The organism is Polaromonas sp. P1_H6 (assembly GCF_056405195.1).
Genome location: NZ_JBFUCN010000004.1, coordinates 50,212 through 76,578, shown reverse-complemented (window position 1 = coordinate 76,578; position 26,367 = coordinate 50,212). Strand labels below are relative to the sequence as shown.

The following is a 26,367-nucleotide window of genomic DNA, read 5'->3' as shown; positions in this document are numbered from 1 at the left end:
GCCCTGTAGGAGGGGGCCGACAGTTTGTTACGCAGCTTTTGCGCGTCGTATGCGCGTCGCCGCCGCGGCCAACCAAAGGGATCGACGCGTCTTCGGGCCAGCGATGCTCAAAGCGTCTTCGGCAGCACCGCGGAAATTTTGGTGCCTTCGCCTTCGGTGCTGGTGACCGTCAGGCGCCCGCCGGCGGCTTCCACGCGATGCCGCATGCCGGCCAGCCCATGGCTACCGGCGCTCACGCTGCCGACCTTGAAGCCCTTGCCGTTGTCCTTGACCTCGACAGTGATGTAGCTGTCGAAGTTGTGCAGGCTGATTTCGGCCTGCTTGGCTTCCGCGTATTTGCCCATATTGGTCAGCGACTCCTGCACCAGGCGGTAGACCGTCAATTGCGCGGAGCCGCCGAGTTCGACGGATTCCAGGTCGGTGGTGATGGACAGGCCCGAGCGTTCCTCGAACTCGCGCGCCAGGATCTCCAGCGATGCCACCAGGCCCAGGTGCGACAGCGAGGACGGCCGCAGGTCTTCCACGATGCGGCGCTTGAGCGCGATGCCGCTGTTGAGCGTGTTGGTCAGGTGCGTCAGCCGTTCCGCGGCTTCCGGCAGATTGCCCGCCAGGCGTGACTTCAAACGGGCCACGTCGAGCTTGGCCGCCGTCAGCAGCGCGCCCAGTTCATCGTGCAGTTCGCGCGCGAGGTGGCCGCGCTCGTCCTCGCGCACGTTCTGCAGGTGGGTGGCCAGCTCGGCCAGGTTGGCGGTCCGGTCGCGGACCTGCACTTCCAGGAAGTCGCGCTCGCGCTGCAGCGACTCCTGCTCGCGGCGGCCGGAAGCCAGCAAGGCCTTGGTCTGCAGAAGGTACATGTAGAAGGCCAGCAGGCCCGCCAGCGCCATGGTGGCCACGCCGATGCGCGACAGCTGTAGCGTTCGCCTGATCTGGTCTTGCCCCTGTTCCATTTTGCTGACGCTGCTGGCGGCCAGCTTGGCGGACTGCGCGCGGATGGCCTCCATATGCTCCTTGCCGACGTCGGTGGTCAGCACGAATTTCCAGGCGTCCTCGTTGCCCTCCTTGCGCATGCGGATGCTCAGGTCCATTTCAGCGAGCTTGCGCGAGACATGCCGCGACATCAGGCCGAATTCCCCGAGCTGCTCCCGGTACGGGGTGAACAGCTGGCGCAGCGCGTTCAGGTTGTCGTCGATATCGGCCAGGGCGGCGTTGTAAGGCTCCAGGTAGCGCACGTCGCCTGTCAGCAGGTAGCCCCGCTGGCCGGTTTCCGCGTCCAGCATATGCTGCAGAAGTTTATTGATGGCGCCGCGCGTCAACTGCGCTTCTTCAATGCTGGCCGCCGCCTCGGTAGACTTGCGAAAACTCGCCTCATTGATGAAGATGAGGAAGGCGGCAGCCAGCACCGCCAAGGGCAGGCTGATGGCCATTCTGGGTATCGCAAATGGTTTCACGGCAAACTCCGTTTGGTACTTCGGTGAAGAATTCGTCAATAATGGATGCTGAAAATTAAAGCAGGTGCCGTTCCCGGCATCTCTCTTTCACGGCACCGCCGGCTTGCGCGGGCTTTATAAGGAAGACAGCGACATGATCAAAATCGGAATTGTGGACGACCACGCCATTGTGCGTTCCGGGCTCAAGCAGTTTTTCTCGGACCAGGTCGACTTGCGCGTCGTCGGCGAGGCCGGCAGCGGCCGCGAGGCCATTGACCTGGTTCGCAATGTCGAACTCGACATCCTCGTCATGGATTTGTCCATGCCCGGGCAGAGCGGTATTGATGCACTGGCCATGATCCGCGCGAAGGCGCCCGATGTCGGCATTCTGATCCTGAGCGGCTATCCCGAGGAACACTATGCGGTCAACCTGATTCGGCAAGGCGCCAGCGGCTACCTCAACAAGGAGTGCGATCCCTCCGAAATCGTCGACGCCATCCGCGTGATCTCGCTGGGAAAACGCTACATCACCCCGGCGGTCGCCGAGCTGCTGGCGCAACAGCTGAACCGGCCCAACGACGTGGCTTCGCACGAGCAGCTGTCCGAGCGGGAGTTCCAGGTGTTTCTGAAACTGGCGAAGGGTGAAACGGCGGGCGACATTGCCAAGGCGCTGTCGCTGAGCGTGAAGACGGTGAGCACCTACCGCACGCGCGTGATGGAAAAAATGAGCCTTTCCTCCAACAGCGACCTGACTTACTACGCCCTCAAGAACAAGTTGATCGACTGAGTTCAATCGACGGCGGCGCTCTGCTGGATGCAATAGTCCACCAGGGCGTCGATCTCGTTGGATTTGTCGAACACTGCGTCGACACCCAGCTGGGTGCAACGCTGGCGGATATCGGCCGTCGCGTAGTTGCTCAGGACCACGACCTTCTGACGCGAAGGGCGATCCCTGCAGGCGGCCAGCACGCCCAGGCCGCTTCCCTGTTTGAGAAACAGGTCAACGATCGCCAGATCCCAGTCCCCGCTGTTTTCCGTCAGCCAGGCCTTGCCTTCGTTCTCGGTTTCTGCGGTTCCCACGGCATCAATGCGTGCCAATTCCTCAAGCGTCCCGATCAGGTTTTCACGAATCGTGGGATTGTCTTCTACGATGTACGTTTTCAGTCTCACTGCTCAGGTCCAGGTAGGAGGCGTCGTGGCTCTCGAAGTATTACGAAAGTCCAAAGGATTCGAGAGTCTCTTGTTTCCTAATGTATCTTTTATCAGGGCCCATTCTGCCAGCGGCCAAGGCCAGCACTTGTAGGAGGGCTCCTACGCCCCCCGATTTGCCCACACACCAGACGCTCGCTTGCGGGCTGTAGGCACATGCCCACAGTGTGTTGTGGCGCCTGCCGACTGTTGCGTTGTGCGATTCCGGTCGATAGTGAGGCACATAGAAAACAGAGCCCTGCGCCGTTCCCGACGCGGACATCACACCCACAAACGCAGGGAGGCGGCGCATGTTCGGCAGTGTTTCCAACGCCTTTCCCGGCCACTGCATGGCAAGCCTCACGCCTTCCTTTTGATGCAGGCTTGACCCTCCATGCCACCCATGAACGACACACAGTCCCACCCGGTCCTTTGGCGAAGATGGCTTGCCGGCATTGCCGCCGTGCTGGCCGTCCTTGTCCTGGTGCTGGTGTTTTTCCCCTGGGATGTGCTGCGCGGCCCCATCAACCGCCATGTCTCGGACCAGCTGGGCCGGCGCTTTGAAATCACGCGGCACCTGTCGGTGCATCTGGGGCGCACCGTCACGGTCAGGGCCGACGGTGTGGAGTTCGCCAACCCCGAATGGGCCGACAAGCCGTACCTGGTCAAGGCGCAAGCGGCCGAGTTCGACATCAAGCTGCTGCCGCTGCTGCTGGGCAAGGTCGTGCTGCCACGCATCGCGCTGACGGCGCCGGAGATCGGCTTGCAGATGGAGCCCGACGGACGCAGGACCTGGGCGCTGTCACGCGACACCTCCGACGAAGGCGCCACCCCGCGCATTGATGCCCTGCTGATCGACGGCGGCAGCGTCGATTACCAGGCGGCAGCGCAGGGTGCGAACATCCATGTGGATTTTTCGCTCGCGCAGGAAACCGCCGGCCAGTTGCCGCTGAGCTACAAGGCCAAGGGGAAATGGCAGGGCGAGGCCTTCAGCGCCAGCGGCCGCACCGGCGGCGTGCTGCAGTTGAGCAAGAACCTCGAAGCGCCTTTTCCCATCGAGGTGAACGCGGTGGCCGGCAAGACCAGCCTGAAGGCCAAGGGGACCATCGCCAACCTCGCGGAACTCGCGGGGGTGGATGCCAGCTTCGACCTGCAGGGCCGCAACCTGGAAGAACTCTACAAGTTGCTGGGCGTGGTATTGCCTTCCACCCCCCCTTACAAGCTGCGCGGCAAGTTGGCCAAGCACGGCAAGGTCTGGGCCGCCAGCCAGATCCAGGGCACGCTGGGAAGCTCGGACCTCGGCGGCGCGCTCAGTTTCGACCAGTCGGCTGCGGTGCCGCTGCTGACCGGCAAGGTGCAGTCAAAATTGCTGGACTTCGCCGATCTGGCGCCAGTGATCGGGTTGCCTCCGCCAGCCGGGCCCACGCCCACGAAAGCGGCGGCGGCCAAGGCAGAGGATGAACCCGCACCGGCAAAAAGAAGCACGCCCGGCGGCGCATCGCGCAAAGTCCTGCCCGTCGCGACACTGGACGTCACCCGGCTCAAGGCCATGAATGCCGATGTGGTGTATTCCGCATCCGACATCCGGCATGTGGAGGTCCTGCCGCTCGACAAAGGCAGCGTCCACGTCAAGCTGAGCGCCGGCGTGCTGCAGCTGGAGCCGATCTCCTTGGGCATCGCGGGCGGCACGGTGGCCGGCAGCATACGCATCGATTCCAATGTGATGCCCGCGAGCTTCGCGACGCGGCTGGACCTGCGCGCGGTGCAGCTAAACCAGCTCTTTCCGGCGGTGGAGACCAGCAAAAGCAGCCTCGGAAAAATCAGCGGCCAGTTCGACCTCAAGGGGCGGGGCAATTCGCTGGCGCAAATGCTGGGCACTTCCTCCGGCGATGTGGCCGTGCTGATGGGCAAAGGCGAGATCAGCAACATCCTGCTTGAATTCATGGGACTGGACGGCGGAGAAATCATCAAGTTCCTGGTGCGCGGCGACCGCAATGTGCAGCTGCGCTGCGCGGCTGCCGCGTTTGAGGTCAAACAAGGCCTGATGAGCACCAAGACCATCGTGCTGGACACCACCGACACGGTGATCAACGGGCGCGGCAACATCAGCTTGGCTGATGAAACGCTGGACCTGATCCTGGACCCGGCGCCCAAGGACCGCAGCATCCTGAGCTTCAGGTCGCCCTTGAGGATAGGCGGCACCTTCGCGGCGCCGTCGGCGGGGCCAGACAAGAGCGCGCTGGCCGGCCGGGCCGGCATCGCGCTGGCGCTGGGCGTGGTCAATCCGCTGCTGGCTTTGGCCGCCACCATCGAAACCGGGCCGGGCCAGGATGAAAATTGCGTCGCGATCCTGAAACAGGCCGCTGCATCCAGTGCCGGTTCGCGTATGCCGACGCAGACACCGGCCGTCAAATAAAAGCAGCGCTCAGCCGTGAACGCTGCCGCAGACAGCACAAGCGGTGTTGCGCGCCAGTTTCATCTCGCTCCACTCCATGCGTTTGCCTTCCAGCATCAGCAAGCGCCCGGTGAGCGCCTCACCCACGCCGCAGATCAGCTTCAAGGCCTCGGCCGCCTGCATGCTGCCGATGATGCCGACCAGCGGCGCGAACACCCCCATGGTGGCGCAGAGCGCTTCTTCCATCAGCTCCGATTCGGGGAACACACAGGCGTAGCACGGCGACCGTGCATCGCGCGCGTCGAAGACCACGACCTGGCCATCGAAGCGGATGGCCGCGCCTGAGACCAGTGGTTTGCGATGCTTCACGCAGGCGCGGTTGATCGCGTGGCGGGTGGCGAAGTTGTCGGTGCAGTCGAGCACCAGGTCGGCCTCGCCGACCAAGCGGTCGAGCAGCGAGCCCTCAGCCCGCTGCGTGACCGGCGTGACCTCGACGTCGGGGTTGATCGCCGCGATGGCCTGTCGCGCGGACTCGGCCTTGAATTCGCCGACGCGGCCCAGGGTGTGGGCGACCTGCCGCTGCAGGTTGGTGGCATCGACCCGGTCATGGTCGGCAATGGTGAGGTGGCCGACACCGGCGCTGCCCAGGTAGAGCGCGACTGGCGAACCAAGCCCACCGGCCCCGACGATCAGCACATGCGCCTTGAGGATCTTGTCTTGGCCTTCGATGCCGATTTCATCGAGCAGGATGTGCCGGGAATAGCGGAGCAGCTGGTCGTCGGTCATGGGGAGGGAGGACTGCCGTGAGGGCAAGGCAGTCGGGGAAAAAGGCGCGAGACGCGCGAGAAACGAAACCGGGAAGACCGGCGTCTCCGGCGCTATCCCGTCACGGCTTTAGTTCTCTTTTTTCTCGTTCTTTGGCTCCACCACGGCCGTCTTGCTGACGAGCACGGGCCGGCCCTTGAGCTGGTTGATCGCCTGGGCCAGCTGGAAGTCCTTGTCGCTGCCCAGTTCAGGCGGGCGGCGCTGTTCCGGCGTCTTCTTGGCTTCTTCCTCGAGGCGTTTCATGGCTGCTTCGCGGGCTTTTTCACGGTTGGCATCCTTGACTTCGGCACCCTGGCCGCTGTTAAGGTGTTTTTCCAGGTCGGCTTCGCGGGTGCGCAGGGCGGCAAACGGGCTGCCTTCGGCGGTGTCGTCCACCATCACGTCGGGCACGATGCCGCGCGCCTGGATGGATTTGCCGCTGGGGGTGTAGTAGCGCGCCGTGGTGAGTTTCAGGCCAGTGTCGGGCCCCAGCGGACGCACGGTCTGCACCGAGCCCTTGCCGAAGGTCTGGTTGCCCATGATGGTGGCGCGCTTGTAATCCTGCAGCGCGCCGGCCACGATTTCGCTGGCCGAGGCCGAGCCCTCATTGACCAGCACCACCAGCGGCACGGTCTTGAGCGCCGCGGGCAGGCGCTTGAGCGGGTCGGAGCCGTTGCGGCGCTGGTAGAACTCAGGCGAGGCCTTGTAGGTGAACTTGCTTTCGGCCAGCTGGCCGTTGGTGGACACCACGGTGACGTTTTCGGGCAGGAAGGCGGCCGATACCGCGACGGCGGCATCCAGCAGGCCGCCCGGGTCGTTGCGCAAATCGAGCACCAGGCCCTTGAGGTTGGGTTCCTGCTTGTAGATCTGCTCGAGTTTGGTCACGAAATCGTCGACCGTGCGTTCCTGGAACTGGCTCAGGCGTATCCAGGCGTAGCCGGGTTCCACCACCTTGCTACGCACCGACTGGGTGCGGATTTCTTCCCGCGTGATGGTGACCGGGAAGGTGCGGTTTTCGTCCTTGCGGAAGATCGTCAGCAGCACCTTGGTTTTGGGTTCGCCGCGCATTTTTTTGACGGCTTCATTGAGCGTCAGGCCCTTGACGGCGGTGTCGTCGATGCGCGTGATCAGGTCGTTAGGCTTGAGGCCGGCGCGGTCGGCGGGAGAGCCTTCGATCGGCGAGACCACCTTGACCAGACCGTCTTCCTGGCTGATTTCGATGCCGACGCCGACAAAGCGGCCGGTCGTGCCTTCGCGGAATTCCTTGAAGGACTTCTTGTCGAAATAGACCGAATGCGGATCCAGGCTGGCGACCATGCCGGAGATCGCGTCGGTGATGAGTTTTTTCTCGTCCACCGGCTCCACGTAATCGCTCTTGACCATGCCGAAAACGGCGGCCAGCTGCTGCAGCTCCTCGAGTGGCAGCGGGGCGATGCCCGCGCGGGCCACCGCCTGCAATTGCACTGTGGTGAGGGCCCCTGCCACGGCGCCGATTGAAATCCAGCCTGCTATCTTGAGCTTCTGACCCATAAAAATACCTTCTTTAGCCTGTTGGGGAACCCTTGTTCCCCCTGTGGGAAGCAATATACACCTTGGAGAAAGGCCGGGAGCCCCAGTTCCGCCCCCGGCGCGGCACGGTGCGAAAAAAGAGGCGAAACGGCGGCTATTTACAGGACTTTTACAAAAACCAGGCCAGACGAGCCCTCGGGAGGAATCAGGCCTTGCCTTGTGCGCCCACGGCCGCCGCGGCCTTGGCCGCAGCCTCGCTGTCGCCCAGGTAATAGTGGCGCAGCGGTTTGAGCCCGGCATCCAGTTCGTAGACCAGCGGAATGCCGTTGGGGATGTTGAGTCCCACGATGTCGCTGTCGGAGATGTTGTCCAGGTATTTCACCAGCGCGCGTATGGAATTGCCGTGGGCCGCCACCACGATGCGTTTGCCGGCCTTGATGGCCGGCGCCATCGATTCGTTCCAGAAAGGCAGCACGCGGTCCACGGTGTCCTTCAGGCATTCGGTCAGCGGCACCTGGCCGGGCTGCAGCCTGGCGTAGCGCGGGTCGTCACGCTCGCTGCGCGGGTCGTTCGCCTCGAGCGGCGGCGGCGGCGTGTCGTAACTGCGGCGCCAGACCAGGACTTGCTCGTCACCGAATTTTTTCGCGGTTTCGGCCTTGTTCAGCCCCTGCAGGGCGCCGTAATGCCGTTCGTTGAGGCGCCAGCTGTGCACCACGGGCAGCCAGGTGCGGTCCATTTCATCCAGCGTGTGCCACAGCGTGCGGGTCGCGCGCTTGAGCACGCTGGTGTAGGCCAGGTCGAACTCATAGCCTTCGTTTTTGAGCAGCTTGCCGGCGTTTTTGGCCTGTTCGATGCCGGTTTCCGTGAGGTCCACGTCGGTCCAGCCGGTAAAGCGGTTTTCAAGGTTCCAGGTCGATTCGCCGTGGCGTATGAGCACGAGTTTGTACATGGTGGGAGGGATGAAGAGTGAGAAAAAGGGAGAAAAGAGGGAAAAAAGGGGAATAGGGAGGGTGGCCGGCGGGGCCTTTTCTCCCTCCATTCTAAAATCACGGGTTAGCCGAAAAATACACAAAGGGTATACCGTGAAATTTCTGATCGATAACTGGATGCTGATTTCGATAGCGCTCGCCTCGGGCGGCATGCTGGTTTGGCCCATGATTGCCAGTGGCATGAACGCCGGCGCACTGACCGCCAGCGGCGCGGTGCAGCTGATCAACCGCGAAAAAGCGGTGGTCGTGGACGTCAGCGAAGCCGACGAATTCGCCGCCGGCCACGTCACGGGCGCCAAAAACGTGCCTTTCAGCGAGCTGGAAGACAAATTGCCCGCCACGGTCAAGAACAAGGGCCTTCCCCTGATCCTGGTATGCGCCACCGGCGCGCGCGCCGGCCGTGCCGTCGCCGTCGCCAAAAAGCTCGGCTACGAGCAGGCTCAATCGCTGGGCGGCGGGCTCAAAGCCTGGAAAGAAGCTAACCTTCCCCTCGAAAAGGCCTGAATGAGGGTCGGCTGGCCAGGGCGGGCACGAAACCTGCCTCAGCCGGCCTGCCCCGCTTCATCCACTTTCCCCGCGCCGCGCCCACGCCGGCGCGATCCGGAGAAACCATGCAAACCGTCAAGATCTATACCACCGGCACCTGCCCCTACTGCATCCAGGCCAAACAGCTGCTCAAGCAGCGCGGCGTCACCGAACTCGATGAAATCCGCGTCGACATGGTGCCCGGCGAACGCCAGAAGATGATGGACATCACGGGACGGCGCACGGTGCCGCAGATCTTTATCGGCGAAACCCACGTCGGCGGCTGCGACGACCTGATGGCCCTCGACGGCCGAGGCGGCCTGATGCCATTGCTGAATAATCCTGCCTGAATTTTTGAGGCAGGAATTGCCTGAGATAATGCGCGCTGGCCGCCGGCCTGCCGGCGCATCGATCCCCCTTCCCGCACCCGAAAGAACATCATGGCTGAAGCCAATCTTGACCCCGTATTCCAGATCCAGCGCGTTTACCTCAAGGACGTGTCGCTGGAGCAGCCCAATTCCCCCGAAATCCTGCTGAACCAGGAACAACCCAGCGTGGACATCCAACTGGGCGTGGGTGCCACCCCCATCGCCGAAGGCCTGTTCGAAGTCGCCGTGACGGCCACCGTGCAGACCAAGATCGCCGACAAGACCGTGTTCCTGGTGGAAGCCAAGCAGGCCGGCATCTTTGAAATCCGCAACGTGCCGCCCGAGCAACTCGGCGCCATCCTGGGCATTGCCTGCCCGCAAATCGTTTACCCCTACCTGCGCGGCAACGTGGCCGACGTGATCCAGCGCGGCGGTTTCCCGCCCGTGCACATGGCCGAAATCAACTTCCAGGCCATGTACGAGCAGCAGCAGGCCGAAGCCGCAGCCGCCGCACCGGCCGCTTCCCAGATCATCGTGTGATGGCCCGCCGGGGCAAGCACCCCGGCCGCCTCATGATGTCCTCATGACGCCCTCATGAAAATACTGGTCATTGGCGCGGGTGCCTGGGGCACGGCGCTGGCCGTCAGCAGCGCCTCGCGCCACCAGGTCACCCTGTGGGCGCGTGATGCGGCGCAGCTTGCAAGCCTGAAGTCCGAACGCACCAACACCCGCTACCTGCCCGGCATTGCCTTGCCTCCGGCCCTGGTGCTGCAGGGCGGCGATGCGCCGCTGGTCCAGGCCCTGGCCGGGCAAGACCTCATCATCCTGGCCACGCCGGTCTCGGCGGCGCGTGGCATGCTGCAGAGCCTGCAGCATGCCAGCGCGCCCGTGGCCTGGCTCAGCAAGGGCTTTGAAGCGCCGGTGGCCGACGCTGCTTCTTCGCCTTCGCCGTTCGGGCTGATGGTCCATGAAATCCGCGCCCAGGCCGCCCCCGATTTAAGGGCCGGCGTGCTCAGCGGCCCCAGCTTTGCGCTCGAAGTCGCGCGCGGCCAGCCGACGGCGCTGGTTGCCGCCAGCGAGCATGCCGAGGTGCGCGATGCGCTGGTCGCCGCTTTCCACGGCGCCACCCTGCGCGTCTATGCCAATGACGACGTGGTTGGCGTCGAGGTGGGCGGCGCCGTCAAGAACGTGCTGGCCATCGCCACCGGGCTTTGCGACGGCCTGCAGCTGGGCCTGAATGCCCGCGCCGCGCTCATCACGCGCGGCCTGGCCGAAATGACGCGCCTGGGCGTGGCGCTGGGCGCCCGCGCTGAAACCTTCACCGGCCTCTCGGGCCTGGGCGACCTGGTGCTCACGGCCACCGGCGACCTGAGCCGCAACCGCAAGGTGGGCCTGTTGCTGGCCCAGGGCCAGACGCTGGCGCAGGCGGTTGCTTCGCTGGGCCATGTCGCCGAAGGCGTGTACTGCGCCCGCACCGTGGTGCAGCGCGCCGCCGGCCTGGGCGTCGAGATGCCGATCGCGCAAAGCGTGGTGGCCTTGCTGGACGGCAAGCTCCAACCCGCCGAAGCGGTGGCGATGTTGATGGGACGCGGGCCTACGGCCGAACTGGCCTGAATCTCCACTTCACGCCAAGGCGTGGCTACTTGCACAGATGCAGCGTCACCAGCAGCGAGGCGTCCTGCACCGCCGTCAGGCCGTGCGGCACACCGCCTGCCAGCCAGAGCAACTGGCCGGCTTTCATGGGCTGGGTCTGGCCGTTCGCGGTGAAGGCCACCTCACCCTCCAGGCATTGAACGGTGATTTCGCCTTTGACCTGGTGCGAAGGCACGGTTTTGCCGGCCGGCACGATGAGGCGCATGACTTCCAGTTCATCGCTTTTGAACAGCGCGACGGTCCTGGCTTCCGAGAGTTTTCCCGCCAGCGGCTGGACGTTGATCAGCTGCCCGGAAGCGGCGTGGGGAATGGCCATGGTGGAACTCCTGCAACGTGGGGGCAATATGCCAAGCCTGGGAACTTTATACCCCAAGGCCGGCGTCGCCCGTCCCCGCGTTTGACCTGATCAGGCCGGCACCACCGCCCCGGGAATCGCCTTGTTGTAGTACAGGAAAACCTCGTCGCGCACCCAGTCCAAAGATTCGTACAGGGCCTGCGCCTTGTGGTTGGTCCTGGCGGTGCTGAGGTCCAGCCGCGCGAAGCCGTTCTGCCGCGCATGGTCGTGGGCCGCCTGCATCAGCGCGCGGCCGGCACCGGTCTGGCGTGCTGGGGGCGCCACATAAAGATCGTAGAGCGTCAAGATCGGCTGAGCGATCACCGAGCAGAAGCTGGGGTAGAGCTGGCAAAACCCCACCAGCGATTGCGCAGCATCCGCAGCCTGGGCGACCAGGATCACCGATTCCTGGTTCCGCATGCGGTCGCCGATGAACTGCAAGGCCAGTCCGTCGTCGGCGGGCTGCTCGTAGAACTGCCGGTAGGCGTCAAACAGCGCGGCCACGGCCGGCAGGTCGGGCAGGGCGGCGAGGCGGATGGACACTGCGCTCATGCCGGCGGCACCCTAGATTTCCAGGTTGTCGATCAGCCGCGTGCTGCCCAGCTTGGCCGCGCCCAGCACCACCAGCGGCTCGCCGGCCAGCGGGCCCTGGGGCGCCAGCAAGTCGGCGCGGCGGCGCACGGTGAGGTAGTCGGGCTTCCAGCCGCGGCGCGCCAGCGCCTGCATGGCCTGCGCTTCCAGCGCGGGCAGGTCGGGCGTGCCGCCGGCGCGGGCGGCCTCGCCCAGCGCGCGTATGGCCTTGGAGAGCTCCACAGCCTCGGCGCGCTCGGTCGCACTCAGGTAGCCGTTGCGGGACGACAGCGCCAGGCCGTCCTCGGCGCGCTGGGTCTCGCCGGCCAGGATATCGATGGGCAGCGCGAACTGCTGCACCATGCGCCGCACCACCATGACCTGCTGGTAGTCCTTCTTGCCGAAGGCCGCCACGCCTGAGGGCATGCCGGCGAACACGCAGCTGAACAGCTTGAGCACCACGGTGCTCACGCCGATGAAAAAGCCGGGCCGGAAGTGGCCCTCCAGAATGTCGCTCAAGTCGGTGGCTGGATGCACCTTGTAGGTCTGTGGCTCGGGGTAGAGGTGTTTTTCGAGCGGTGCGAACAGCACATTGCAGCCGGCGGCTTTCAGGCGCTCGGCGTCGGCGTCCAGGGTGCGCGGATAGCTGTCGAAGTCCTCATGCGGCGCGAACTGCAGGCGGTTCACGAAGATGCTGGAGACGGTGACGTCACCCAGCGGCTTGGCCTGCCTGACGAGCGCGATGTGGCCGTCGTGCAGGTTGCCCATCGTGGGGACAAAGGCCGGGCGCTTGTAGGGGCTGAGGGCCTCGCGGAGTTCGGGGATGGTGTGGACGATCTGCATCTTTTGTTCTCCTTGGGGTGTTACCCCTTCCCCCTCTGGGGGAAGGTTGGGATGGGGGCTGGCTGCGTCAACGACCCGGCGGCTGCTACCAGTGCCAGCCGCCCCCATCCCCGCCTTCCCTCAGTGGGGGAAGGAGAAAAACCGTTACCACGCATGCGTGGCGTTCACCGGAAAGCTGCCGTCCTTGACGGCGCGCACATAGGCTTCCATGGCGCCGCGCACGCTGGCGCTTTTGTTGTCCGGGCCTTCCATGAAGTTGCGCACGAACTTCGGCATCTTGCCCAGGTTCATGCCCAGCATGTCGTGAAGCACCAGCACCTGGCCGGCCGTGCCGCTGCCCGCGCCTATGCCTATGGTGGCGCAGTGCGCGAGTTCTTTGGTGAGTTCGGCCGACAGGGCCGCGGGCACCATCTCCAGCACCATCATGGCGGCACCGGCGTCCTGCAGTTCGCGCGCCTGCTTCTTGAGCGTGGCGGCGGCTTCTTCACCCTTGCCCTGCACGCGGTAGCCGCCCAGCGCATGCACGGTCTGCGGCGTCAGGCCCAGGTGGGCGCAGACGGGAATGCCGCGCTCGACCAGGAAACGCACGGTCTCGGCCGTCCAGCCACCGCCTTCCAGCTTGACCATGTGGGCGCCGGCCTGCATCAGCACCACGGCGCTGCGCAAGGCTTGCTCTTTGGACTCGTGGTAGCTGCCGAAGGGCAGGTCGCCTATCAGCCAGGCCGTGGCCTGCGAGCGGCGCAGGCCGTTGGCCACGCATTCGGTGTGGTGGCGCATGGCCTCGAGCGTCACGCCGACGGTGCTGGTCAGGCCCTGGCAGACCATGCCCAGTGAATCGCCCACCAGGATGCACTCCACGCCCGCCGCATCGGCCACGGCCGCGAAGGTCGCGTCGTAGGCCGTCAGCATGGTGATTTTTTCGCCGTGCGCATGCATTTCGCGCAGGCGCGGCAGGCTCAGCGGCTTGCGCGCCGACGGCGTGGACGAGGGCGGCAGCGTGCCGTAAGGCGTGGCGGAGGTGTTGGGGGTATTGGAAGGAGACGTCATGGGCGCGATCCGGAATTTAGCGAGAGTCTAACCAGCTTCGCCGCGCTTTTTTGCACGCGATTTAGAGAGCCCAGACAAGCTGTGCGTGTTACCGAACTTCGGGCGCCGAGCGGCTCATGCCCAGGCGTTCCAGCAGCTTCACGTCGGCCTCGGTGTCGGGGTTGCCGGTGGTCAGCAGCTTGTCGCCGTAAAAAATCGAATTGGCGCCAGCCAGGAAACACAGGGCCTGCACGCCGTCGCCCATCTGCTGGCGGCCGGCCGACAGGCGCACGCGCGCGGTCGGCATGGTGATGCGGGCCACGGCAATCGTGCGCACGAACTCGAACGGGTCCAGGTCGGCCTGGTTGGCCAGCGGCGTGCCTTCGACCTTCACGAGGTTGTTGATGGGCACCGACTCGGGGTAGGGCGTGAGGTTGGCGAGCTCGGCCACCAGGCCGGCGCGCTGGCGGCGCGTCTCGCCCATGCCGACGATGCCGCCGCAGCAGACCTTGACGCCCGCGCTGCGCACGCGTGCCAGCGTGTCCAGGCGGTCCTGGTAGTCACGCGTGGTGATGATGTCGCCGTAAAAGTCGGGGGCGCTGTCGAGGTTGTGGTTGTAGTAGTCCAGGCCCGCGCTTTGCAGGGTTTGCGCATGGCCGTCTTCCAGCATGCCCAGCGTGGCGCAGGTTTCCAGGCCCAGGGCCTTCACGGTGCGCACCAGCTCGGCGACTTTTTCGATGTCGCGGTCTTTGGGCGAGCGCCAGGCCGCGCCCATGCAAAAACGCGTGGCGCCAGCGGCTTGGGCGCGTTGCGCGGCGGCCAGCACTTCGGCGGGCTCCATGAGCTTGCTGGCTTCCACGCCGGTGTCGTAGCGCGCGGCCTGCGGGCAGTAGCCGCAGTCTTCGGCGCAGCCGCCGGTCTTGACCGACAGCAGGGTGGCGAACTCGACGCGCGTCGGGTCGAAGTTTTCGCGGTGCACCGTCTGCGCGCGGTGCATCAGCTCAGGGAAGGGCAGGTTGAACAGCGCTTCGATGGCGTCAACGCTCCAGCGTTGGTCGCCGGCGGGGGCTGGCGCCGCTTTGGCGCGGGGGCGGTGCAGGGTGACGGTTTGTTCTGCGGCGTGGGACATGTGTTCTTCCTTCCGAAGCGTGGGTTTTGGAGTCTAGCTGAAGAGATGGGGGCGATGAGGTGTAACGATCAAGCGGCCTGCCGCTCCAGCGCGCCCAGGGCTTCAATCAATTGGTCGACGTCGGCGTCACTGTGCGCGGCCGACAGCGCGATGCGCAGCCGGGCCGTGCCTTCGGCCACGGTGGGCGGGCGTATCGCCGGCACCCAGATGCCGCGCTCGCGCAGGCCGTCCATCACGGCCAGGGCTTTGTCATTGGGGCCTATCAGCAGTGGCTGGATGGCGGTTTGCGAGGCCGACAGCTGCCAGCCGCTGCCCTCAAGGCTTGCCGTGAGGCCATCACGCAGGCGCGCGATGAGGCGCTGCAGGTGCGCGCGCCGCCATTCGTCCTGCTCAATCACTTGCAGGCTGGCGCGCAGGGCGCTGGCCAGCAGCGCGGGCGAGGCGGTGGCAAATATATAGCTGCGGGTTTTCTGCAGCAGCCATTCGACCAGCGCCTCGTCGCCCGCCACAAAGGCGCCGGCGACGCCAGCAGCCTTGCCCAGCGTGGCCATGTAGAGCACGCGGCGCGAGGCCCGCGCGCCATGCAGGCCGGCGGCGGCCAGGCTGCCCCGGCCCTGCGGGCCCAGCACGCCGAAGCCGTGGGCGTCGTCCAGCAGCAGCAGGGCGTCGTGGCGCTCGCACAGCGCCAGCAGCGCCGGGATGTCGGCGCTGTCGCCGTCCATGCTGAAGACGGCGTCGCTGATCACCAGCTTGCGCGGCGCGGTGCTGCGCGCGAGTTCTCCCGCCAGCGCATCGAGGTCGGCATGTGCGTAGCGGTGTATCTGCGCGCGCGACAGCCGCGCGCCGTCGATCAGGCAGGCGTGGTTGAGCGCATCAGAAAAGATCGCGTCGCCGGCGCCCMCCAGCGCCGGCACGATGCCGATGTTGGTGGCGTAGCCCGCGTAAAAATACAGAGCGCGCGGCAGGCCCACAAAGGCCGCGAGTTCGCGCTCCAGCGCCGCATTGGCCGCGCTGTGGCCGCTGACCAGCGGCGAGGCGCCGGCCCCCACGCCATAAGCGTGCGCACCTTCACAGGCCGCCCGCACCAGGACCGGGTGGGTGGCCAGGCCCAGGTAGTCGTTGCTGCAAAAGGCCAGCATGCTCTGGCCGTCCACCGTCAGGCGCGCGCCGCTTTCGGGCACGACCTCACGGCGCCGGCGGCGCAGGTGGGCGCTGTCCAGCTCAGCCAGGCGGGCCGGGAATTCATCGAGCCAGGAAGCGGTCGTCATTGCCATGCGGGGGGAAGCTCAAAGATGACCGCGCGCGGGTCGGGCACGGCCTGGTGGGGAATGGTGGCCAGCAGCGGCGCCTGCAGTTTTTGCCGCAGAAAGGCGATGTTGTCTTCTTGCGCCAGCATGGTGGCATCGACGTGGTTGGCCACCCAGCCCGCCAGCGTGAGGCCGCGCGCGCGTATGGCATCGGCGGTCAGCAGCGCATGGTTCAGGCAACCGAGCCGCAGGCCCACCACCAGCACCACGGGCAGGCCCAGAGCCTGGGCCAGGTCGGCGCCGGTTTCACTGTCCGACAGCGGCACCTGGAAACCGCCCGCGCCTTCCACCACCACGGCGTCGGCCAGCTGCGCGAGCCGGCGATGGCAGTCCACCAGCTCGGCGATGCGGATGGGCCGGCCGGCACGGCTAGCGGCGATGTGCGGTGACACCGGGTCGGGCAACAGCACCGGGTTGTCGAGTTCGGGCGGTACGCGGCAGGTCGAGGCGGCGCGCAGCGCGACCACATCTTCGTTGACGTCCTCTCCATTGAGCAGCACCGTGCCCGCCGCCACGGGTTTCATGCCGACGGCACGCACATGGTGGCGGGCCAGCGCATGCAGCAGCGCGGCGCTGGCCAGGGTCTTGCCCACGCCGGTGTCGGTGCCGGTCACGAACAACGAGATCGGCCTGCGCGCGGCTTCAGCCATGGGCGCCTTCTTCGGCCAGCGTGGCCGCCAGCGCCGCCAGCGCGCCGCGCGCCAGGTGCTGGGCGGGTTCCGCATCCATCACATAGGGCGGCATGGCGTAAATCGTCTGGCCTATGGGTCGCAGCAGCACGCCGTTCGCCATCGCGTGCTGGGTGTAGCGGCGCGCGAAGTGGGGAAGGCTGCCGGGCTCCACGTCCCAGGCCCAGATCATGCCGAGCCGGCGCGCATGCCGGACGGCTTTGTGTTGCGTGAGCGGCGCGAAGGCCGCGTCCAGCGCCTGGGCCAGTTCGGCGTTGCGCGCCAGCACGTCGGTCTGCTCGAACAGCTCCAGCGTGGCCAGCGCGGCGCGGCAGGCCAGCGGGTTGCCGGTGTAGGAATGCGAATGCAGAAATCCGCGCGCCACCTCGTCGTCATAAAAGGCTTCGTAGACCGTGTCGGTGGTCAGCACGGCCGACAGCGGCAGCGTGCCGCCGGTCAGCCCTTTGGACAGGCAAATGAAGTCCGGCCGTATGCCGGCCTGCTGGTGCGCGAACATGGTGCCGGTGCGGCCGAAGCCGGTGGCGATTTCGTCGGCGATCAGATGCACCTCGTAGCGGTCGCACAGCGCGCGGGCTTCGCGCAGGTAGGCCGCGTCGTACATGGCCATGCCGGCGGCACACTGCACCAGGGGCTCGACGATGAGGGCGGCGGTTTCCGCGTGGTGCTGTTCCAGCCAGGCCTGCAAGCTGGCGGCGGCGCGGCGTGCCACGTCCGCCGCGTTTTCGCCGGCCTGGGCGCCGCGCGCGTCGGGGCTGGGCACGGTGGCGGCCAGGCGCACCAGCGGCGCATAGGCTTCGCGGAATATCGCGATGTCGGTGACCGCCAGCGCACCCACGGTTTCGCCGTGGTAACCGCCGGCCAGGCCTATGAAGCGGCTTTTTTCGGGTCGGCCGCTGTTGCGCCAGTAGTGCGCGCTCATCTTGAGCGCGATTTCGGTGGCGCTGGCGCCGTCGCTGCCGTAGAAGGCATGGCCCAGGCCCGTCAGCGCGCCCAGGCGCTCGGAGAGTTCCACCACCGGCGCGTGGGTGAAGCCGGCCAGCATCACGTGGTCCAGCGTGTCGAGCTGGTCGCGCAGCGCCGCCTTGATGTGCGGATGGCCGTGGCCGAACAGGTTGACCCACCAGGAACTGACGCCGTCCAGGTAGCGCCTGCCTTCAAAGTCGTAAAGCCACACGCCTTCGGCACGCGCGATGGGCACGGGCGGCTGGGTCTCGTGCAGCTTCATCTGCGTGCACGGGTGCCACACATGGCGCAGGCTGCGCCGGATCATCGCTGCGTTGTCCATGAGGCCTTGTGATGAGGGGGAAAAGATCGCGGCCTCGGGCATCGCCGGGCCGCAAGGGCTCAGGGTTGCTGCACCGGGATGGTGGAGCGCTCTTCCTTGATGCGGTTGTCCGGGTTCACGAAGACCAGCTTGGGGCTGAAGCCCGCGACGTGTTCCTCATGCACCTGGGCAAAGGCGGCAATGATGACCAGGTCGCCCACGGCGGCGCGGCGCGCGGCCGAGCCGTTGACCGAGATGATGCGGCTGCCGCGTTCGGCGCGTATCGCATACGTGATGAAACGCTCGCCGTTGTTGATGTTCCAGATGTGGACCTGCTCGTTCTCGGCCAGGTTGGCGGCGTCCAGCAGGTCTTCGTCGATGGCGCAGGAGCCTTCGTAGTTGAGTTCGCAATGCGTCACCGCGGCGCGGTGGATCTTGGATTTGAGCAGGGTTCTGAACATGGTGGGCGTCGATGAAAATGGGGCAAGAGGCAAAGCGCCACTGTGGGGCGGATGGGCGCGGATCGCGGTATACAGGCGCCTGGCTGGCCGCTGTAACATTTGCGACAGTTTTCGGCTCTATTTAATAGTTTAGTGCACGGTATGGCGTGCTTCCAATCTTAGATTGCTTATGAAAAAGTCATTTGATTTCACGGCCGAAGCGCTGGCCGCCCTGGCCCAGGCCGACGCGGCCCGTGCCCTCGCGGAAGACATAGGCGCGGGCGACCTGACGGCTGGCTTGATAGACCCAACCCGCCAGGCCCGCGCGCAGGTGCTGGCGCGCGAAAGCGCCGTCGTCTGCGGCGCCGCCTGGGTTGAGGCCACGGTGCGGCAGCTGGACCCGCAGGCCCAGCTGACCTGGCATGTGAAGGACGGCGAGCGCTGCGAAGCCGGACAGGTGGTGTTCGAGGTGCGCGGCCAGGCCCGGGCCCTGTTGTCGGCCGAACGCACGGCGCTGAATTTTTTACAGCTGTTAAGCGCCGTCGCGAGTAAAACAGCGGTTTACGCCGACATCGTCAAAGGCACGAAGGCCGTCATCGTGGACACGCGAAAAACCCTGCCGGGCCTGCGCTTGGCCCAGAAGTACGCCGTGGTCACCGGCGGCGGCACCAATCACCGCGTGGGCTTATACGACGCCGTGCTCATCAAGGAAAACCACATCGCGGCGGCCGGCGGCATTGCCCAGGTGCTGGCGCGCGCGGCCGAGGTCGCTTCGCAGGCCGATTTTGTGCAGATCGAGGTCGAGAACCTCGACGAGCTGGCCCAGGCCCTGAATGCCGGCGCGCGCATGGTGCTGCTGGACAACATGAGCCTGCCCGACCTGAAAGAGGCTGTGCGCATCAACGCCGGCCGCGCCGTGCTGGAGATTTCCGGCGGTGTCACGCTGGACGGCCTGCGCGTCCTGGCCGAAACCGGCGTGGACCGGATTTCCATCGGCACGCTGACCAAAGATGTCCGTGCAATTGATTTTTCGATGCGCTTTGACGCACAGGCGGCCTGAGCATGCAAGCAACCCTGCCGATTCGCGTCGACTACGAGCAGCCTGAAGCGGCGGGCGCCTGCAGCACGCACCAGGCCTGGGCCCGCGTGCCGGCCGAGCCGACGCAGGCTGAGCGCGCGGCGCTTAAAAGCCGCATCCGCGAGCTGCTGAAGGCGCGCAACGCCGTCATGGTGTCGCACTACTACGTGCACCCCGACCTGCAGGACCTGGCTGAAGAAACCGGCGGCCTGGTGTCGGACTCGCTCGAAATGGCGCGCTTCGGCCGCGACCATGCGGCGCAAACCCTGGTGGTTTCCGGCGTGCGCTTCATGGGCGAGACGGCCAAAATCCTGTCGCCCGAAAAACGCGTGCTCATGCCCGACCTCGACGCCACCTGCTCGCTGGACCTGGGCTGCCCGGTCGACGAATTCGGCGCCTTCTGCGATGCCCATCCGGACCGCACCGTGGTGGTCTACGCCAACACCAGCGCCGCCGTGAAGGCGCGCGCCGACTGGGTCGTCACCTCCAGCTGCGCGCTCGACATCGTGCGCGCGCTCAAAGCGCAAGGCCAGAAAATCCTCTGGGCGCCGGATCGGCACCTGGGCGGCTACATCCAGCGCGAGACTGGCGCCGACATGGTGTTCTGGAACGGCGCTTGCATCGTGCACGACGAGTTCAAGGCTTTCGAGCTGCAGGCCCTGAAAGCCGAACACCCCGGCGCGCGCGTGCTGGTGCACCCCGAGTCGCCCGCCGACGTGGTGGCGCTGGCCGATGCTGTGGGTTCCACCTCCGGCATCCTGAAAGCCGCGCGCGAGATGGATGCCAAAGAATTTATCGTCGCGACCGACAACGGCATGCTGCACAAGCTGCGCACGCTGAACCCCGGCAAGACCTTTATCGAAGCGCCCACCGCCGGCAACAGCGCCACCTGCAAAAGCTGCGCGCACTGCCCCTGGATGGCCATGAACGGCCTGGCCGGGCTGGCGCAGGTGCTGGAGACCGGCACGAATGAAATCACCGTCGATGCGGCGCTGGGCCAACGCGCCCGTTTGCCGATTGACCGCATGCTGGCCTTTACCGAAGCCCTCAAGGCGGGGCGGCCGGTGGCGGGGCTGGTGCCGCACATAGGCGCGGCCTGATCTGACGTGACCGGCAGCCTCTCCGCCCTTATCGATTTCGCCGATCCCCAGCAGTCCGACGGGCCGCGCCTGCGGCAGGCCTTCGGCGCGCCGCGCGAAGTACTGGTGGCACATCGGCCCGAAGAGGTGCGCGCGGTGCTCGATGCCGCGCAGGCGGCGGCGCAGCGCGGCGCCTGGTGTGTGGGCTACCTGCGCTACGAGGCCGCCCCCGCTTTTGATGCCGCGCTGGTGGTGCACCCGGCCGACGGGCCGCTGGCCTGGTTCGCGGTGCATGAGCAGGCGCTGCCCTGGCCGCAGCCGACACAACAGGCTTCGCCGCAGCTGCAATGGCAAGAGGCGATGGCGCGCCCGGCCTTCGACGCCGCCCTGGCCGAACTGCAGCGCGCGATTGCCGCCGGCGAGTATTACCAGGTCAATTTCACGGCGCAGATGCGGGCTGCGCTGAAGGGCGATGCCGGCAGTGCGCTCGCCCTGTTCCAGGCCTTGCAACGCGCCCAGCCCGGCGGCTATGCGGCGTTTCTCGACATGGGCGAGGAGCAATTGCTGTCAGTCTCGCCCGAACTGTTTTTTGACTGGCGTGAAGGCCTGCTGCTGGCCCGGCCCATGAAAGGCACGGCGCCGCGCGGCATCAATCCCGCGGACGATGCCGCGCAGGCTGAGGCCCTGCGCAACTCGGCCAAGGAGCGCGCGGAAAACGTGATGATCGTCGACCTGCTGCGCAACGACCTGTCGCGCATCGCCGAGCCTTTCAGCGTGCGTGTGCCGCGCCTGTTTCACACCGAGGCCCTGCCGGCGGTGTGGCAGATGACTTCGGACGTGGAGGCGCGCACGCGGGCCGGCTGCAGCCTGGCCGATGTGTTTGCCGCACTGTTCCCCTGCGGTTCGGTCACGGGAGCGCCCAAGGTGCGGGCCATGCGGGCGATCCGTGAACTCGAACGCGGGCCGCGCGGGGTGTACTGCGGTGCCATCGGTGTGCTGCGGCCGGGCGGTGCGGCGACTTTCAACGTGCCCATCCGCACCGTGAGCCTGCGTGGCCTAGAAGCGCGCTGCGGCATCGGCAGCGGCATCACCTCGGGTTCCGTAGCCGAAGGTGAATGGCAGGAGTGGCGCCACAAGCGGGCCTTCCTGGAGCGTGCCAGCATGCCTTTTGACGTCCTCGAAACCTTGGCCCTCGAAGCGGGCCGGTTACGCAACAGGGATCACCATCTGGCGCGCATGGCGGTTTCCGCGGCCCACTTTGGCCGCCTATGGGAGGCGGCGCAGGCCCACGCCTGCCTTCAGGATCTGGCACAGGCGCACCCGCAAGGCCTCTGGCGTGTGCGCCTGCTGCTCAACGCCGACGGAAAATTCAGCGCCCAGGCCTATGCCATGGAAGCGTCGCCGGCCCAGGTGCGCTTGCAGCTGGCCGAGCGTCCGCTGGACGCGGCTGACGGTGAGTTTGTGCGCTTCAAAACCACGCACCGCGCCCACTACGACGCTTTCACGCCGGCCGCGCCGGACGTGTTCGACTGCGTGCTGTGGAATGCGCGGGGCGAGATCACCGAATGCACACGCGGCAACATCGCGATGCGGGTGAACGGCCGCTGGGTCACGCCGCCGCTGGCCTGCGGGCTGCTGCCGGGCGTGGGCCGCGCGCTGGCCTTGCAGGAAGGCCGGCTCAGCGAAGCCGTCGTGCGGGTCGACGAATTGGCAAGGGTAGAGGCCTGGGCCTTTGTGAACAGCCTCAGGGGCTGGATAGACGCGACCCTGGCCTGAACCCGGCTTGCCTTAAAGCTTTTCCTTGACGTAGGACGCGCGGTCCATGTCCACCATCTCCACGCTCAGTTGCACCATCAAGCCGGCGGGCCGGGGGCTCAGGCGGCGCAGCACTTCGGCGATGCGCGCACCCAGGTCTTTTTTGGCTTCAGGCGTGCGGCCCGACAGCAGGCGCAGTTGCGCGTGCACAAAGGCGCGTGAGGCCGGCGTGTTGCCGATCTCAAAATCGTCCAGCGCCACCAGGCGGGTTTTCAGGTCGGACTCGTCCTGGATTTCAGGGCTGGCGGTGAGTGCCTGGTTCAGGGCCTTCAGCACTTCGGCCTTGGGGAAGCCGGCCAGGTTGCTGGAGTATTCAACGATCAGGTGAGGCATGTAAGTTCCAGATTGGGAAGTGATAAAAAATCGGGAAGGATCAGCTTCCGGGCGGCACCAGTACGGTGGGGATGGCCTGTTCAGCGATGCCGGGGTAATCGCGGCTGAAGTGCAGGCCGCGGCTTTCGTGCCGGCCATGGGCCGAGCGCACGATCAGGTCGGCCACCTGCACCAGGTTGCGCAATTCCAGCAGGTCGCGCGTGACGCGGAAGTTGGCGTAGAACTCCTGGATCTCGGCATCCAGCAGCGCGATGCGGTGCGCCGCGCGCTCCAGCCGTTTGGTGGTGCGCACAATGCCCACGTAATTCCACATGAAGCGGCGCAGCTCGTCCCAGTTGTGCGAGATCACCACGGCCTCGTCGGCGTCGGTGACCTGGCTTTCGTCCCAGGCGGGCAGGGCCGGCGTTTCGGCGGTGGCTTCGGCTTCAATCGCGGTCGCCGCGGCGCGCGCCAGCACCACACATTCGACCAGCGAGTTGCTGGCGAGCCGGTTGGCGCCGTGCAGGCCGGTGCAGGCGGTCTCGCCGATCGCATACAGGCCCGCCACATCGCTGCGGCCTTGCAGGTCGGTCAATACGCCACCGCAGGTGTAATGCGCGGCCGGCACCACCGGAATCGGCTGGCGCGTGATGTCTATGCCGAGTTCGAGGCAGCGCTTGAGGATGTTGGGGAAATGTTCCTGTAAAAACGCCGGGCTCTGGTGCGAGATGTCCAGGTAGACGCAGTCCAGGCCGTGCTTTTTCATTTCGAAGTCGATGGCGCGCGCCACCACGTCGCGCGGCGCGAGTTCGGCACGTTCGTCATGCGCCGGCATGAAGCGCCCGCCGCCGGCCGAGGGCGGCAGCAGCAGCTTGCCGCCTTCGCCGCGCACGGCTTCGGTGATCAAAAAGGATTTGGCCTCGGGGTGGTAGAGGCAGGTCGGGTGGAACTGGATGAACTCCATATTGCCCACTCGGCAGCCCGCGCGCCAGGCGGCGGCAATGCCGTCGCCGGTGGCGGTGTCGGGGTTGGTTGAATAAAGGTAGACCTTGCCCGCGCCGCCCGTCGCCAGAATCGTCTGGCCAGCGCCGAAGGTCAGCACCTGGCCGCCGGCCGTGTCGAGCACATAGGCGCCGTGGCAGCGTTTGCCGGACCGCTTGAGTTGGCGGTCGGTGATGAGGTCGACCAGCATGTGGTGCTCAAACAGCGTGATGCCCGGCGTGGCGCGCACCCGCTCTATCAGCGTGCGCTGCACGGCAGCGCCGGTGGCGTCGGCCGCGTGCACGATGCGGCGCTGGCTGTGGCCGCCTTCGCGGGTCAGGTGCAGCTCGCCTGGGTGCTCGCCGTCTTCAGAAAACGCCACACCCAATTTACGCAGCCAGGCGATGGCCCCGGGCGCGCCCTGCACCACGGCCTGCGTGGCCGGCAGGTCGCACAGGCCGGCGCCGGCGACCAGGGTGTCTGCTACGTGCTGCGCCAGCGTGTCGCCTACAGCCAGCACGGCGGCCATGCCGCCCTGGGCCCAGGCGCTGGAGCCGTCATTGAGTTCGCGTTTGGTGACCACCGCCACGCGCCGTCCCGGGGCCAGCAGCAGCGCGGCGGCCAGGCCGGCCMGGCCGCTGCCGATGATGAGGACGTCAAAGGCGTGCTGCGGCGGGGCCGGCAAGCGTGTCATTGAAGGATGAAGGGTTGGGGCCTAAGCCGGCGTGTACGCCAGGCGCACATAGATGGGCGCGAAGGCCTCGGCCTGCGTGACTTCGAGCAGGCCTTCCTTGGAGAGCTCCAGCAGCGCGATAAAGGTCACGACCAGCACCGGCATGCCGCGCGCGGCGTCGAACAGCTCTTCGAACTCCAGGAACTTGCGGCCCTGCAGCTTGCGCAGCACGATACTCATGTGTTCTCGCACCGAGAGTTCTTCGCGGCTGATCACGTGGTGCTGGATCAGGCGGGCGCGCTTGACGATGTCGCGCCAGGCTTCCTGCAGGTCGACCACGTTGACGTCGGGAAAGCGCGGCTGCAGCGACTGCTCGACATAGACCTGGGCGCGCAGGAAGTCGCGGCCGAACTGCGGCACTTCGTTGAGCTTGTGGGCGGCCAGCTTGATCTGCTCGTACTCGAGCAGGCGGCGCACCAACTCGGCGCGTGGATCTTCAGGTTCCTGGCCCTCGGCCACTTTTTTGGGCGGCAGCAGCATGCGCGACTTGATCTCGATCAGCATGGCCGCCATCAGCAGGTATTCGGCCGCCAGCTCGAGGTTGGTGGCGCGAATCTCGTCGACGTAGGTCAGGTACTGGCGTGTGACCGCCGCCATCGGGATGTCGAGGATGTTGAAGTTCTGCTTGCGGATCAGGTAGAGCAGCAAGTCCAGCGGGCCCTCGAAGGCCTCGAGGAAAACCTGCAGTGCATCCGGCGGGATGTACAGGTCGTGCGGCATGGCGAACAGCGGCTCGCCATACAGGCGGGCCAGCGCGACCTGGTCTATCACCGCGGGCATGTCCGTGCCTGGCGCCTCAGGCTGCGCCTGGCCGGCGGCCGGCGGCAGTTCCTGGGGAGCGGGAGGGAAATGGGGCTGGGACATGAAAAAAGCAGCGGCTGCGGTCGTCGCGAAGGGCTGTGGCGCCCTTATTTGCCGTTGGGGTGGCTGCTGGTGCCGTAGACGTAGGGCTGCTGGGGTACGCGGGCTTCGCCGTATTCGGCCTGCTCGGTCCGGTTCAGGTTCTTGTCCCACAACAGGGCGCGCCCGGCGCGCTGTTCGGCCTCCAGCGTGGGCTTTTGGGCCTTGAGCTGGTCGATGAATTGCGTCGTGTCGGAGGTGTAGTCGGAGCGACGGAAGATGTTGAGGAGGGCCATGGGGTCTAAACTGCCTGAAACGTATAGTGGGCTGATTTTACCGGGGTCTGCCATGCCTTCCTTGTTTCCGTCCTTTTCGCCCTTGTTACCGGCCCAAAAGGGCGGTTCCCCCGCCTTTTCATCAAGAAGGATGTTTGCCTGTATGGGTCTGCTGTCATTTGTCCTGGGCCTGGTGGGCTGCGACCCGCAGCGCATCGCCGAACTCGAGGAGGGCGTGGCCACCGAAGCCGACGTGCGCGCCCGCTTCGGCGAGCCCGAAAAAATCTGGACCGCGGCTGACATGGCCGACACGCCCCTGCCCGGCGCGGCCGCGGCGCCGGGCGCCCGCACCTTTGAATACAACCGCCAGCCGCAGGGCCAGGTCAATTACATGATCACGATAGGCGCCGACGGCAAGATGAGTGCGCTCAGGCAGGTGCTCACGCCGCAGAACTTTGAGAAGGTGCTGCCCGGCATGCGCATGGAGCAGGTGCGCAAGATGCTCGGCAAGCCCATGAAGGTCACGCCCTATGCGCTCAAGCAGGAAACCCATTACGACTGGCGCTACCTGGCCCCGCCATCGACGGCGCGCATCTTCACGGTGGTGTTTGACGCCGACCTGAAGGTCAAGGGCACGGCCTCGGTGGACGAGGAGAGCATCAGCCCCTCCGGCGGTACCCGCTGAGTCGCTCACAAAACCCTCCTGGCGTTGTTGCGCCGCCTTGCCGTGCTGGTGCACTGTCTGCGGCGGCGCGCCTAGCCAGGACCGCTTCGCTGGGCTTTGTGAGCGGCTC

The 26,367-nt window shown here is 66.1% G+C and carries 28 protein-coding genes; 10 read left to right on the top strand and 18 right to left on the bottom strand.

Features of this window, described 5'->3' with window-relative positions; translation table 11 throughout:
- Positions 1-107: 107 nt before the first annotated feature.
- Positions 108-1,424: a sensor histidine kinase gene (locus AC1D1F_RS05130; RefSeq protein WP_477700672.1), complete on the bottom strand. Its 1,317-nt coding sequence runs from the start codon at positions 1,422-1,424 to the stop codon at positions 108-110.
- 157 nt (positions 1,425-1,581) lie between these two features.
- Here AC1D1F_RS05130 and AC1D1F_RS05125 point away from each other — a divergent pair, with 157 nt between their 5' ends.
- Positions 1,582-2,214, top strand: coding sequence for a response regulator (locus AC1D1F_RS05125; protein ID WP_007867910.1), 633 nt, complete (start codon positions 1,582-1,584; stop codon positions 2,212-2,214).
- Between the two features lie 2 nt (positions 2,215-2,216).
- Here the strand turns inward: AC1D1F_RS05125 and AC1D1F_RS05120 are convergent, their stop codons facing one another.
- Positions 2,217-2,597, bottom strand: a complete 381-nt coding sequence (locus AC1D1F_RS05120; protein WP_477652513.1) for a response regulator — start codon at positions 2,595-2,597, stop codon at positions 2,217-2,219.
- Positions 2,598-3,009: 412 nt separating this feature from the next.
- Between AC1D1F_RS05120 and AC1D1F_RS05115 the strand changes: the two genes are divergently transcribed.
- Entirely contained in the window at positions 3,010-5,031 is a 2,022-nt protein-coding gene (locus AC1D1F_RS05115; RefSeq protein WP_477696348.1) for an AsmA family protein, read from the top strand.
- Positions 5,032-5,040: 9 nt separating this feature from the next.
- Here AC1D1F_RS05115 and AC1D1F_RS05110 read toward each other — a convergent pair whose 3' ends face one another.
- The 3 genes from AC1D1F_RS05110 to gpmA all read right to left on the bottom strand — a co-directional run bounded on the left by AC1D1F_RS05110 (position 5,041) and on the right by gpmA (position 8,272).
- Complete coding sequence (locus tag AC1D1F_RS05110) at positions 5,041-5,796, bottom strand: HesA/MoeB/ThiF family protein (RefSeq protein WP_477676556.1); 756 nt, start codon at positions 5,794-5,796, stop codon at positions 5,041-5,043.
- 108 nt (positions 5,797-5,904) lie between these two features.
- The gene (locus tag AC1D1F_RS05105) at positions 5,905-7,344 is read right to left on the bottom strand and encodes a S41 family peptidase (RefSeq protein WP_436157399.1); all 1,440 of its coding nucleotides are present in this window, start codon (positions 7,342-7,344) and stop codon (positions 5,905-5,907) included.
- 184 nt (positions 7,345-7,528) lie between these two features.
- Entirely contained in the window at positions 7,529-8,272 is a 744-nt protein-coding gene (gene gpmA / locus AC1D1F_RS05100; RefSeq protein WP_477676555.1) for a 2,3-diphosphoglycerate-dependent phosphoglycerate mutase, read from the bottom strand.
- Positions 8,273-8,405: 133 nt separating this feature from the next.
- On the opposite strand from gpmA, the gene AC1D1F_RS05095 reads away from it, so the two are divergent.
- The 4 genes from AC1D1F_RS05095 to AC1D1F_RS05080 all read left to right on the top strand — a co-directional run bounded on the left by AC1D1F_RS05095 (position 8,406) and on the right by AC1D1F_RS05080 (position 10,819).
- Complete coding sequence (locus AC1D1F_RS05095; protein ID WP_477676554.1) at positions 8,406-8,816, top strand: rhodanese-like domain-containing protein; 411 nt, start codon at positions 8,406-8,408, stop codon at positions 8,814-8,816.
- 107 nt (positions 8,817-8,923) lie between these two features.
- Positions 8,924-9,187: a glutaredoxin 3 gene (grxC, locus tag AC1D1F_RS05090; RefSeq protein ID WP_007867884.1), complete on the top strand. Its 264-nt coding sequence runs from the start codon at positions 8,924-8,926 to the stop codon at positions 9,185-9,187.
- A 90-nt stretch (positions 9,188-9,277) separates the two neighbouring features.
- A complete protein-coding gene (gene secB / locus AC1D1F_RS05085) occupies positions 9,278-9,745 on the top strand; it encodes a protein-export chaperone SecB (protein ID WP_477683527.1) in 468 nt (155 codons plus the stop codon).
- 54 nt (positions 9,746-9,799) lie between these two features.
- Positions 9,800-10,819, top strand: coding sequence for an NAD(P)H-dependent glycerol-3-phosphate dehydrogenase (locus tag AC1D1F_RS05080; RefSeq protein ID WP_477696347.1), 1,020 nt, complete (start codon positions 9,800-9,802; stop codon positions 10,817-10,819).
- A gap of 25 nt (positions 10,820-10,844) precedes the next feature.
- On the opposite strand, the gene AC1D1F_RS05075 is transcribed toward AC1D1F_RS05080, so the two are convergent.
- From AC1D1F_RS05075 to panD, 9 genes are all read right to left on the bottom strand, one after another.
- Complete coding sequence (locus AC1D1F_RS05075; RefSeq protein ID WP_477676551.1) at positions 10,845-11,174, bottom strand: cupin domain-containing protein; 330 nt, start codon at positions 11,172-11,174, stop codon at positions 10,845-10,847.
- A gap of 90 nt (positions 11,175-11,264) precedes the next feature.
- A complete protein-coding gene (locus tag AC1D1F_RS05070; protein ID WP_477676550.1) occupies positions 11,265-11,744 on the bottom strand; it encodes an N-acetyltransferase family protein in 480 nt (159 codons plus the stop codon).
- Between the two features lie 12 nt (positions 11,745-11,756).
- On the bottom strand, positions 11,757-12,605 hold the full coding sequence (panC, locus tag AC1D1F_RS05065) for a pantoate--beta-alanine ligase (protein ID WP_477676549.1): 849 nt from the start codon (positions 12,603-12,605) through the stop codon (positions 11,757-11,759).
- A 144-nt stretch (positions 12,606-12,749) separates the two neighbouring features.
- Entirely contained in the window at positions 12,750-13,652 is a 903-nt protein-coding gene (panB, locus tag AC1D1F_RS05060) for a 3-methyl-2-oxobutanoate hydroxymethyltransferase (protein WP_477676548.1), read from the bottom strand.
- 88 nt (positions 13,653-13,740) lie between these two features.
- Positions 13,741-14,760 carry a biotin synthase BioB gene (bioB, locus tag AC1D1F_RS05055; protein ID WP_477676547.1) on the bottom strand — a complete coding sequence of 340 codons (1,020 nt, stop codon included), beginning with the start codon at positions 14,758-14,760 and terminating at the stop codon, positions 13,741-13,743.
- A gap of 68 nt (positions 14,761-14,828) precedes the next feature.
- Positions 14,829-16,028 (bottom strand): 8-amino-7-oxononanoate synthase, encoded by a 1,200-nt coding sequence (gene bioF / locus AC1D1F_RS05050; RefSeq protein ID WP_477700664.1) that lies wholly within the window; start codon positions 16,026-16,028, stop codon positions 14,829-14,831.
- On the bottom strand, positions 16,025-16,717 hold the full coding sequence (gene bioD, locus AC1D1F_RS05045) for a dethiobiotin synthase (protein ID WP_477696346.1): 693 nt from the start codon (positions 16,715-16,717) through the stop codon (positions 16,025-16,027). The genes bioF and bioD overlap by 4 nt, the downstream gene beginning before the upstream one ends.
- A complete protein-coding gene (locus AC1D1F_RS05040) occupies positions 16,710-18,041 on the bottom strand; it encodes an adenosylmethionine--8-amino-7-oxononanoate transaminase (protein WP_477677614.1) in 1,332 nt (443 codons plus the stop codon). The genes bioD and AC1D1F_RS05040 overlap by 8 nt, the downstream gene beginning before the upstream one ends.
- 59 nt (positions 18,042-18,100) lie before the next feature.
- Entirely contained in the window at positions 18,101-18,481 is a 381-nt protein-coding gene (gene panD / locus AC1D1F_RS05035) for an aspartate 1-decarboxylase (protein ID WP_007867856.1), read from the bottom strand.
- Positions 18,482-18,650: 169 nt separating this feature from the next.
- Here panD and nadC point away from each other — a divergent pair, with 169 nt between their 5' ends.
- The 3 genes from nadC to pabB are packed head-to-tail and all read left to right on the top strand — an operon-like array spanning position 18,651 to position 22,393.
- On the top strand, positions 18,651-19,520 hold the full coding sequence (nadC, locus tag AC1D1F_RS05030; protein WP_477677613.1) for a carboxylating nicotinate-nucleotide diphosphorylase: 870 nt from the start codon (positions 18,651-18,653) through the stop codon (positions 19,518-19,520).
- A gap of 2 nt (positions 19,521-19,522) precedes the next feature.
- Entirely contained in the window at positions 19,523-20,638 is a 1,116-nt protein-coding gene (nadA, locus tag AC1D1F_RS05025) for a quinolinate synthase NadA (protein ID WP_477677612.1), read from the top strand.
- Positions 20,639-20,644: 6 nt separating this feature from the next.
- On the top strand, positions 20,645-22,393 hold the full coding sequence (pabB, locus tag AC1D1F_RS05020) for an aminodeoxychorismate synthase component I (RefSeq protein ID WP_477677611.1): 1,749 nt from the start codon (positions 20,645-20,647) through the stop codon (positions 22,391-22,393).
- Between the two features lie 12 nt (positions 22,394-22,405).
- Here pabB and AC1D1F_RS05015 read toward each other — a convergent pair whose 3' ends face one another.
- The 4 genes from AC1D1F_RS05015 to AC1D1F_RS05000 are packed head-to-tail and all read right to left on the bottom strand — an operon-like array spanning position 22,406 to position 25,594.
- Complete coding sequence (locus AC1D1F_RS05015) at positions 22,406-22,765, bottom strand: 5-carboxymethyl-2-hydroxymuconate Delta-isomerase (RefSeq protein WP_477696344.1); 360 nt, start codon at positions 22,763-22,765, stop codon at positions 22,406-22,408.
- Between the two features lie 40 nt (positions 22,766-22,805).
- Entirely contained in the window at positions 22,806-24,419 is a 1,614-nt protein-coding gene (gene nadB / locus AC1D1F_RS05010; protein WP_477700663.1) for an L-aspartate oxidase, read from the bottom strand.
- Between the two features lie 21 nt (positions 24,420-24,440).
- A complete protein-coding gene (locus tag AC1D1F_RS05005; RefSeq protein WP_477677608.1) occupies positions 24,441-25,322 on the bottom strand; it encodes a segregation and condensation protein A in 882 nt (293 codons plus the stop codon).
- A gap of 44 nt (positions 25,323-25,366) precedes the next feature.
- Positions 25,367-25,594: a DUF3460 family protein gene (locus tag AC1D1F_RS05000; RefSeq protein WP_477677607.1), complete on the bottom strand. Its 228-nt coding sequence runs from the start codon at positions 25,592-25,594 to the stop codon at positions 25,367-25,369.
- A 142-nt stretch (positions 25,595-25,736) separates the two neighbouring features.
- On the opposite strand from AC1D1F_RS05000, the gene bamE reads away from it, so the two are divergent.
- Entirely contained in the window at positions 25,737-26,258 is a 522-nt protein-coding gene (bamE, locus tag AC1D1F_RS04995) for an outer membrane protein assembly factor BamE domain-containing protein (RefSeq protein ID WP_477677606.1), read from the top strand.
- The last annotated feature ends 109 nt before the right edge of the window (positions 26,259-26,367 follow it).

Coding starts and splice junctions, on each gene's coding strand:
- grxC (WP_007867884.1), top strand. CDS start 8,924: ATGCAAACCGTCAAGATCTATACCACCGGCACCTGCCCCTACTGCATC.
- AC1D1F_RS05115 (WP_477696348.1), top strand. CDS start 3,010: ATGCCACCCATGAACGACACACAGTCCCACCCGGTCCTTTGGCGAAGA.
- panB (WP_477676548.1), bottom strand. CDS start 13,652: ATGACGTCTCCTTCCAATACCCCCAACACCTCCGCCACGCCTTACGGC.
- nadA (WP_477677612.1), top strand. CDS start 19,523: ATGCAAGCAACCCTGCCGATTCGCGTCGACTACGAGCAGCCTGAAGCG.
- AC1D1F_RS05080 (WP_477696347.1), top strand. CDS start 9,800: ATGAAAATACTGGTCATTGGCGCGGGTGCCTGGGGCACGGCGCTGGCC.
- AC1D1F_RS05125 (WP_007867910.1), top strand. CDS start 1,582: ATGATCAAAATCGGAATTGTGGACGACCACGCCATTGTGCGTTCCGGG.
- AC1D1F_RS05075 (WP_477676551.1), bottom strand. CDS start 11,174: ATGGCCATTCCCCACGCCGCTTCCGGGCAGCTGATCAACGTCCAGCCG.
- nadC (WP_477677613.1), top strand. CDS start 18,651: ATGAAAAAGTCATTTGATTTCACGGCCGAAGCGCTGGCCGCCCTGGCC.
- gpmA (WP_477676555.1), bottom strand. CDS start 8,272: ATGTACAAACTCGTGCTCATACGCCACGGCGAATCGACCTGGAACCTT.
- AC1D1F_RS05130 (WP_477700672.1), bottom strand. CDS start 1,424: ATGGCCATCAGCCTGCCCTTGGCGGTGCTGGCTGCCGCCTTCCTCATC.
- secB (WP_477683527.1), top strand. CDS start 9,278: ATGGCTGAAGCCAATCTTGACCCCGTATTCCAGATCCAGCGCGTTTAC.
- AC1D1F_RS05005 (WP_477677608.1), bottom strand. CDS start 25,322: ATGTCCCAGCCCCATTTCCCTCCCGCTCCCCAGGAACTGCCGCCGGCC.
- AC1D1F_RS05070 (WP_477676550.1), bottom strand. CDS start 11,744: ATGAGCGCAGTGTCCATCCGCCTCGCCGCCCTGCCCGACCTGCCGGCC.
- AC1D1F_RS05110 (WP_477676556.1), bottom strand. CDS start 5,796: ATGACCGACGACCAGCTGCTCCGCTATTCCCGGCACATCCTGCTCGAT.
- AC1D1F_RS05040 (WP_477677614.1), bottom strand. CDS start 18,041: ATGGACAACGCAGCGATGATCCGGCGCAGCCTGCGCCATGTGTGGCAC.
- AC1D1F_RS05000 (WP_477677607.1), bottom strand. CDS start 25,594: ATGGCCCTCCTCAACATCTTCCGTCGCTCCGACTACACCTCCGACACG.
- bioD (WP_477696346.1), bottom strand. CDS start 16,717: ATGGCTGAAGCCGCGCGCAGGCCGATCTCGTTGTTCGTGACCGGCACC.
- AC1D1F_RS05015 (WP_477696344.1), bottom strand. CDS start 22,765: ATGCCTCACCTGATCGTTGAATACTCCAGCAACCTGGCCGGCTTCCCC.
- bamE (WP_477677606.1), top strand. CDS start 25,737: ATGGGTCTGCTGTCATTTGTCCTGGGCCTGGTGGGCTGCGACCCGCAG.
- AC1D1F_RS05105 (WP_436157399.1), bottom strand. CDS start 7,344: ATGGGTCAGAAGCTCAAGATAGCAGGCTGGATTTCAATCGGCGCCGTG.
- bioB (WP_477676547.1), bottom strand. CDS start 14,760: ATGTCCCACGCCGCAGAACAAACCGTCACCCTGCACCGCCCCCGCGCC.
- panC (WP_477676549.1), bottom strand. CDS start 12,605: ATGCAGATCGTCCACACCATCCCCGAACTCCGCGAGGCCCTCAGCCCC.
- panD (WP_007867856.1), bottom strand. CDS start 18,481: ATGTTCAGAACCCTGCTCAAATCCAAGATCCACCGCGCCGCGGTGACG.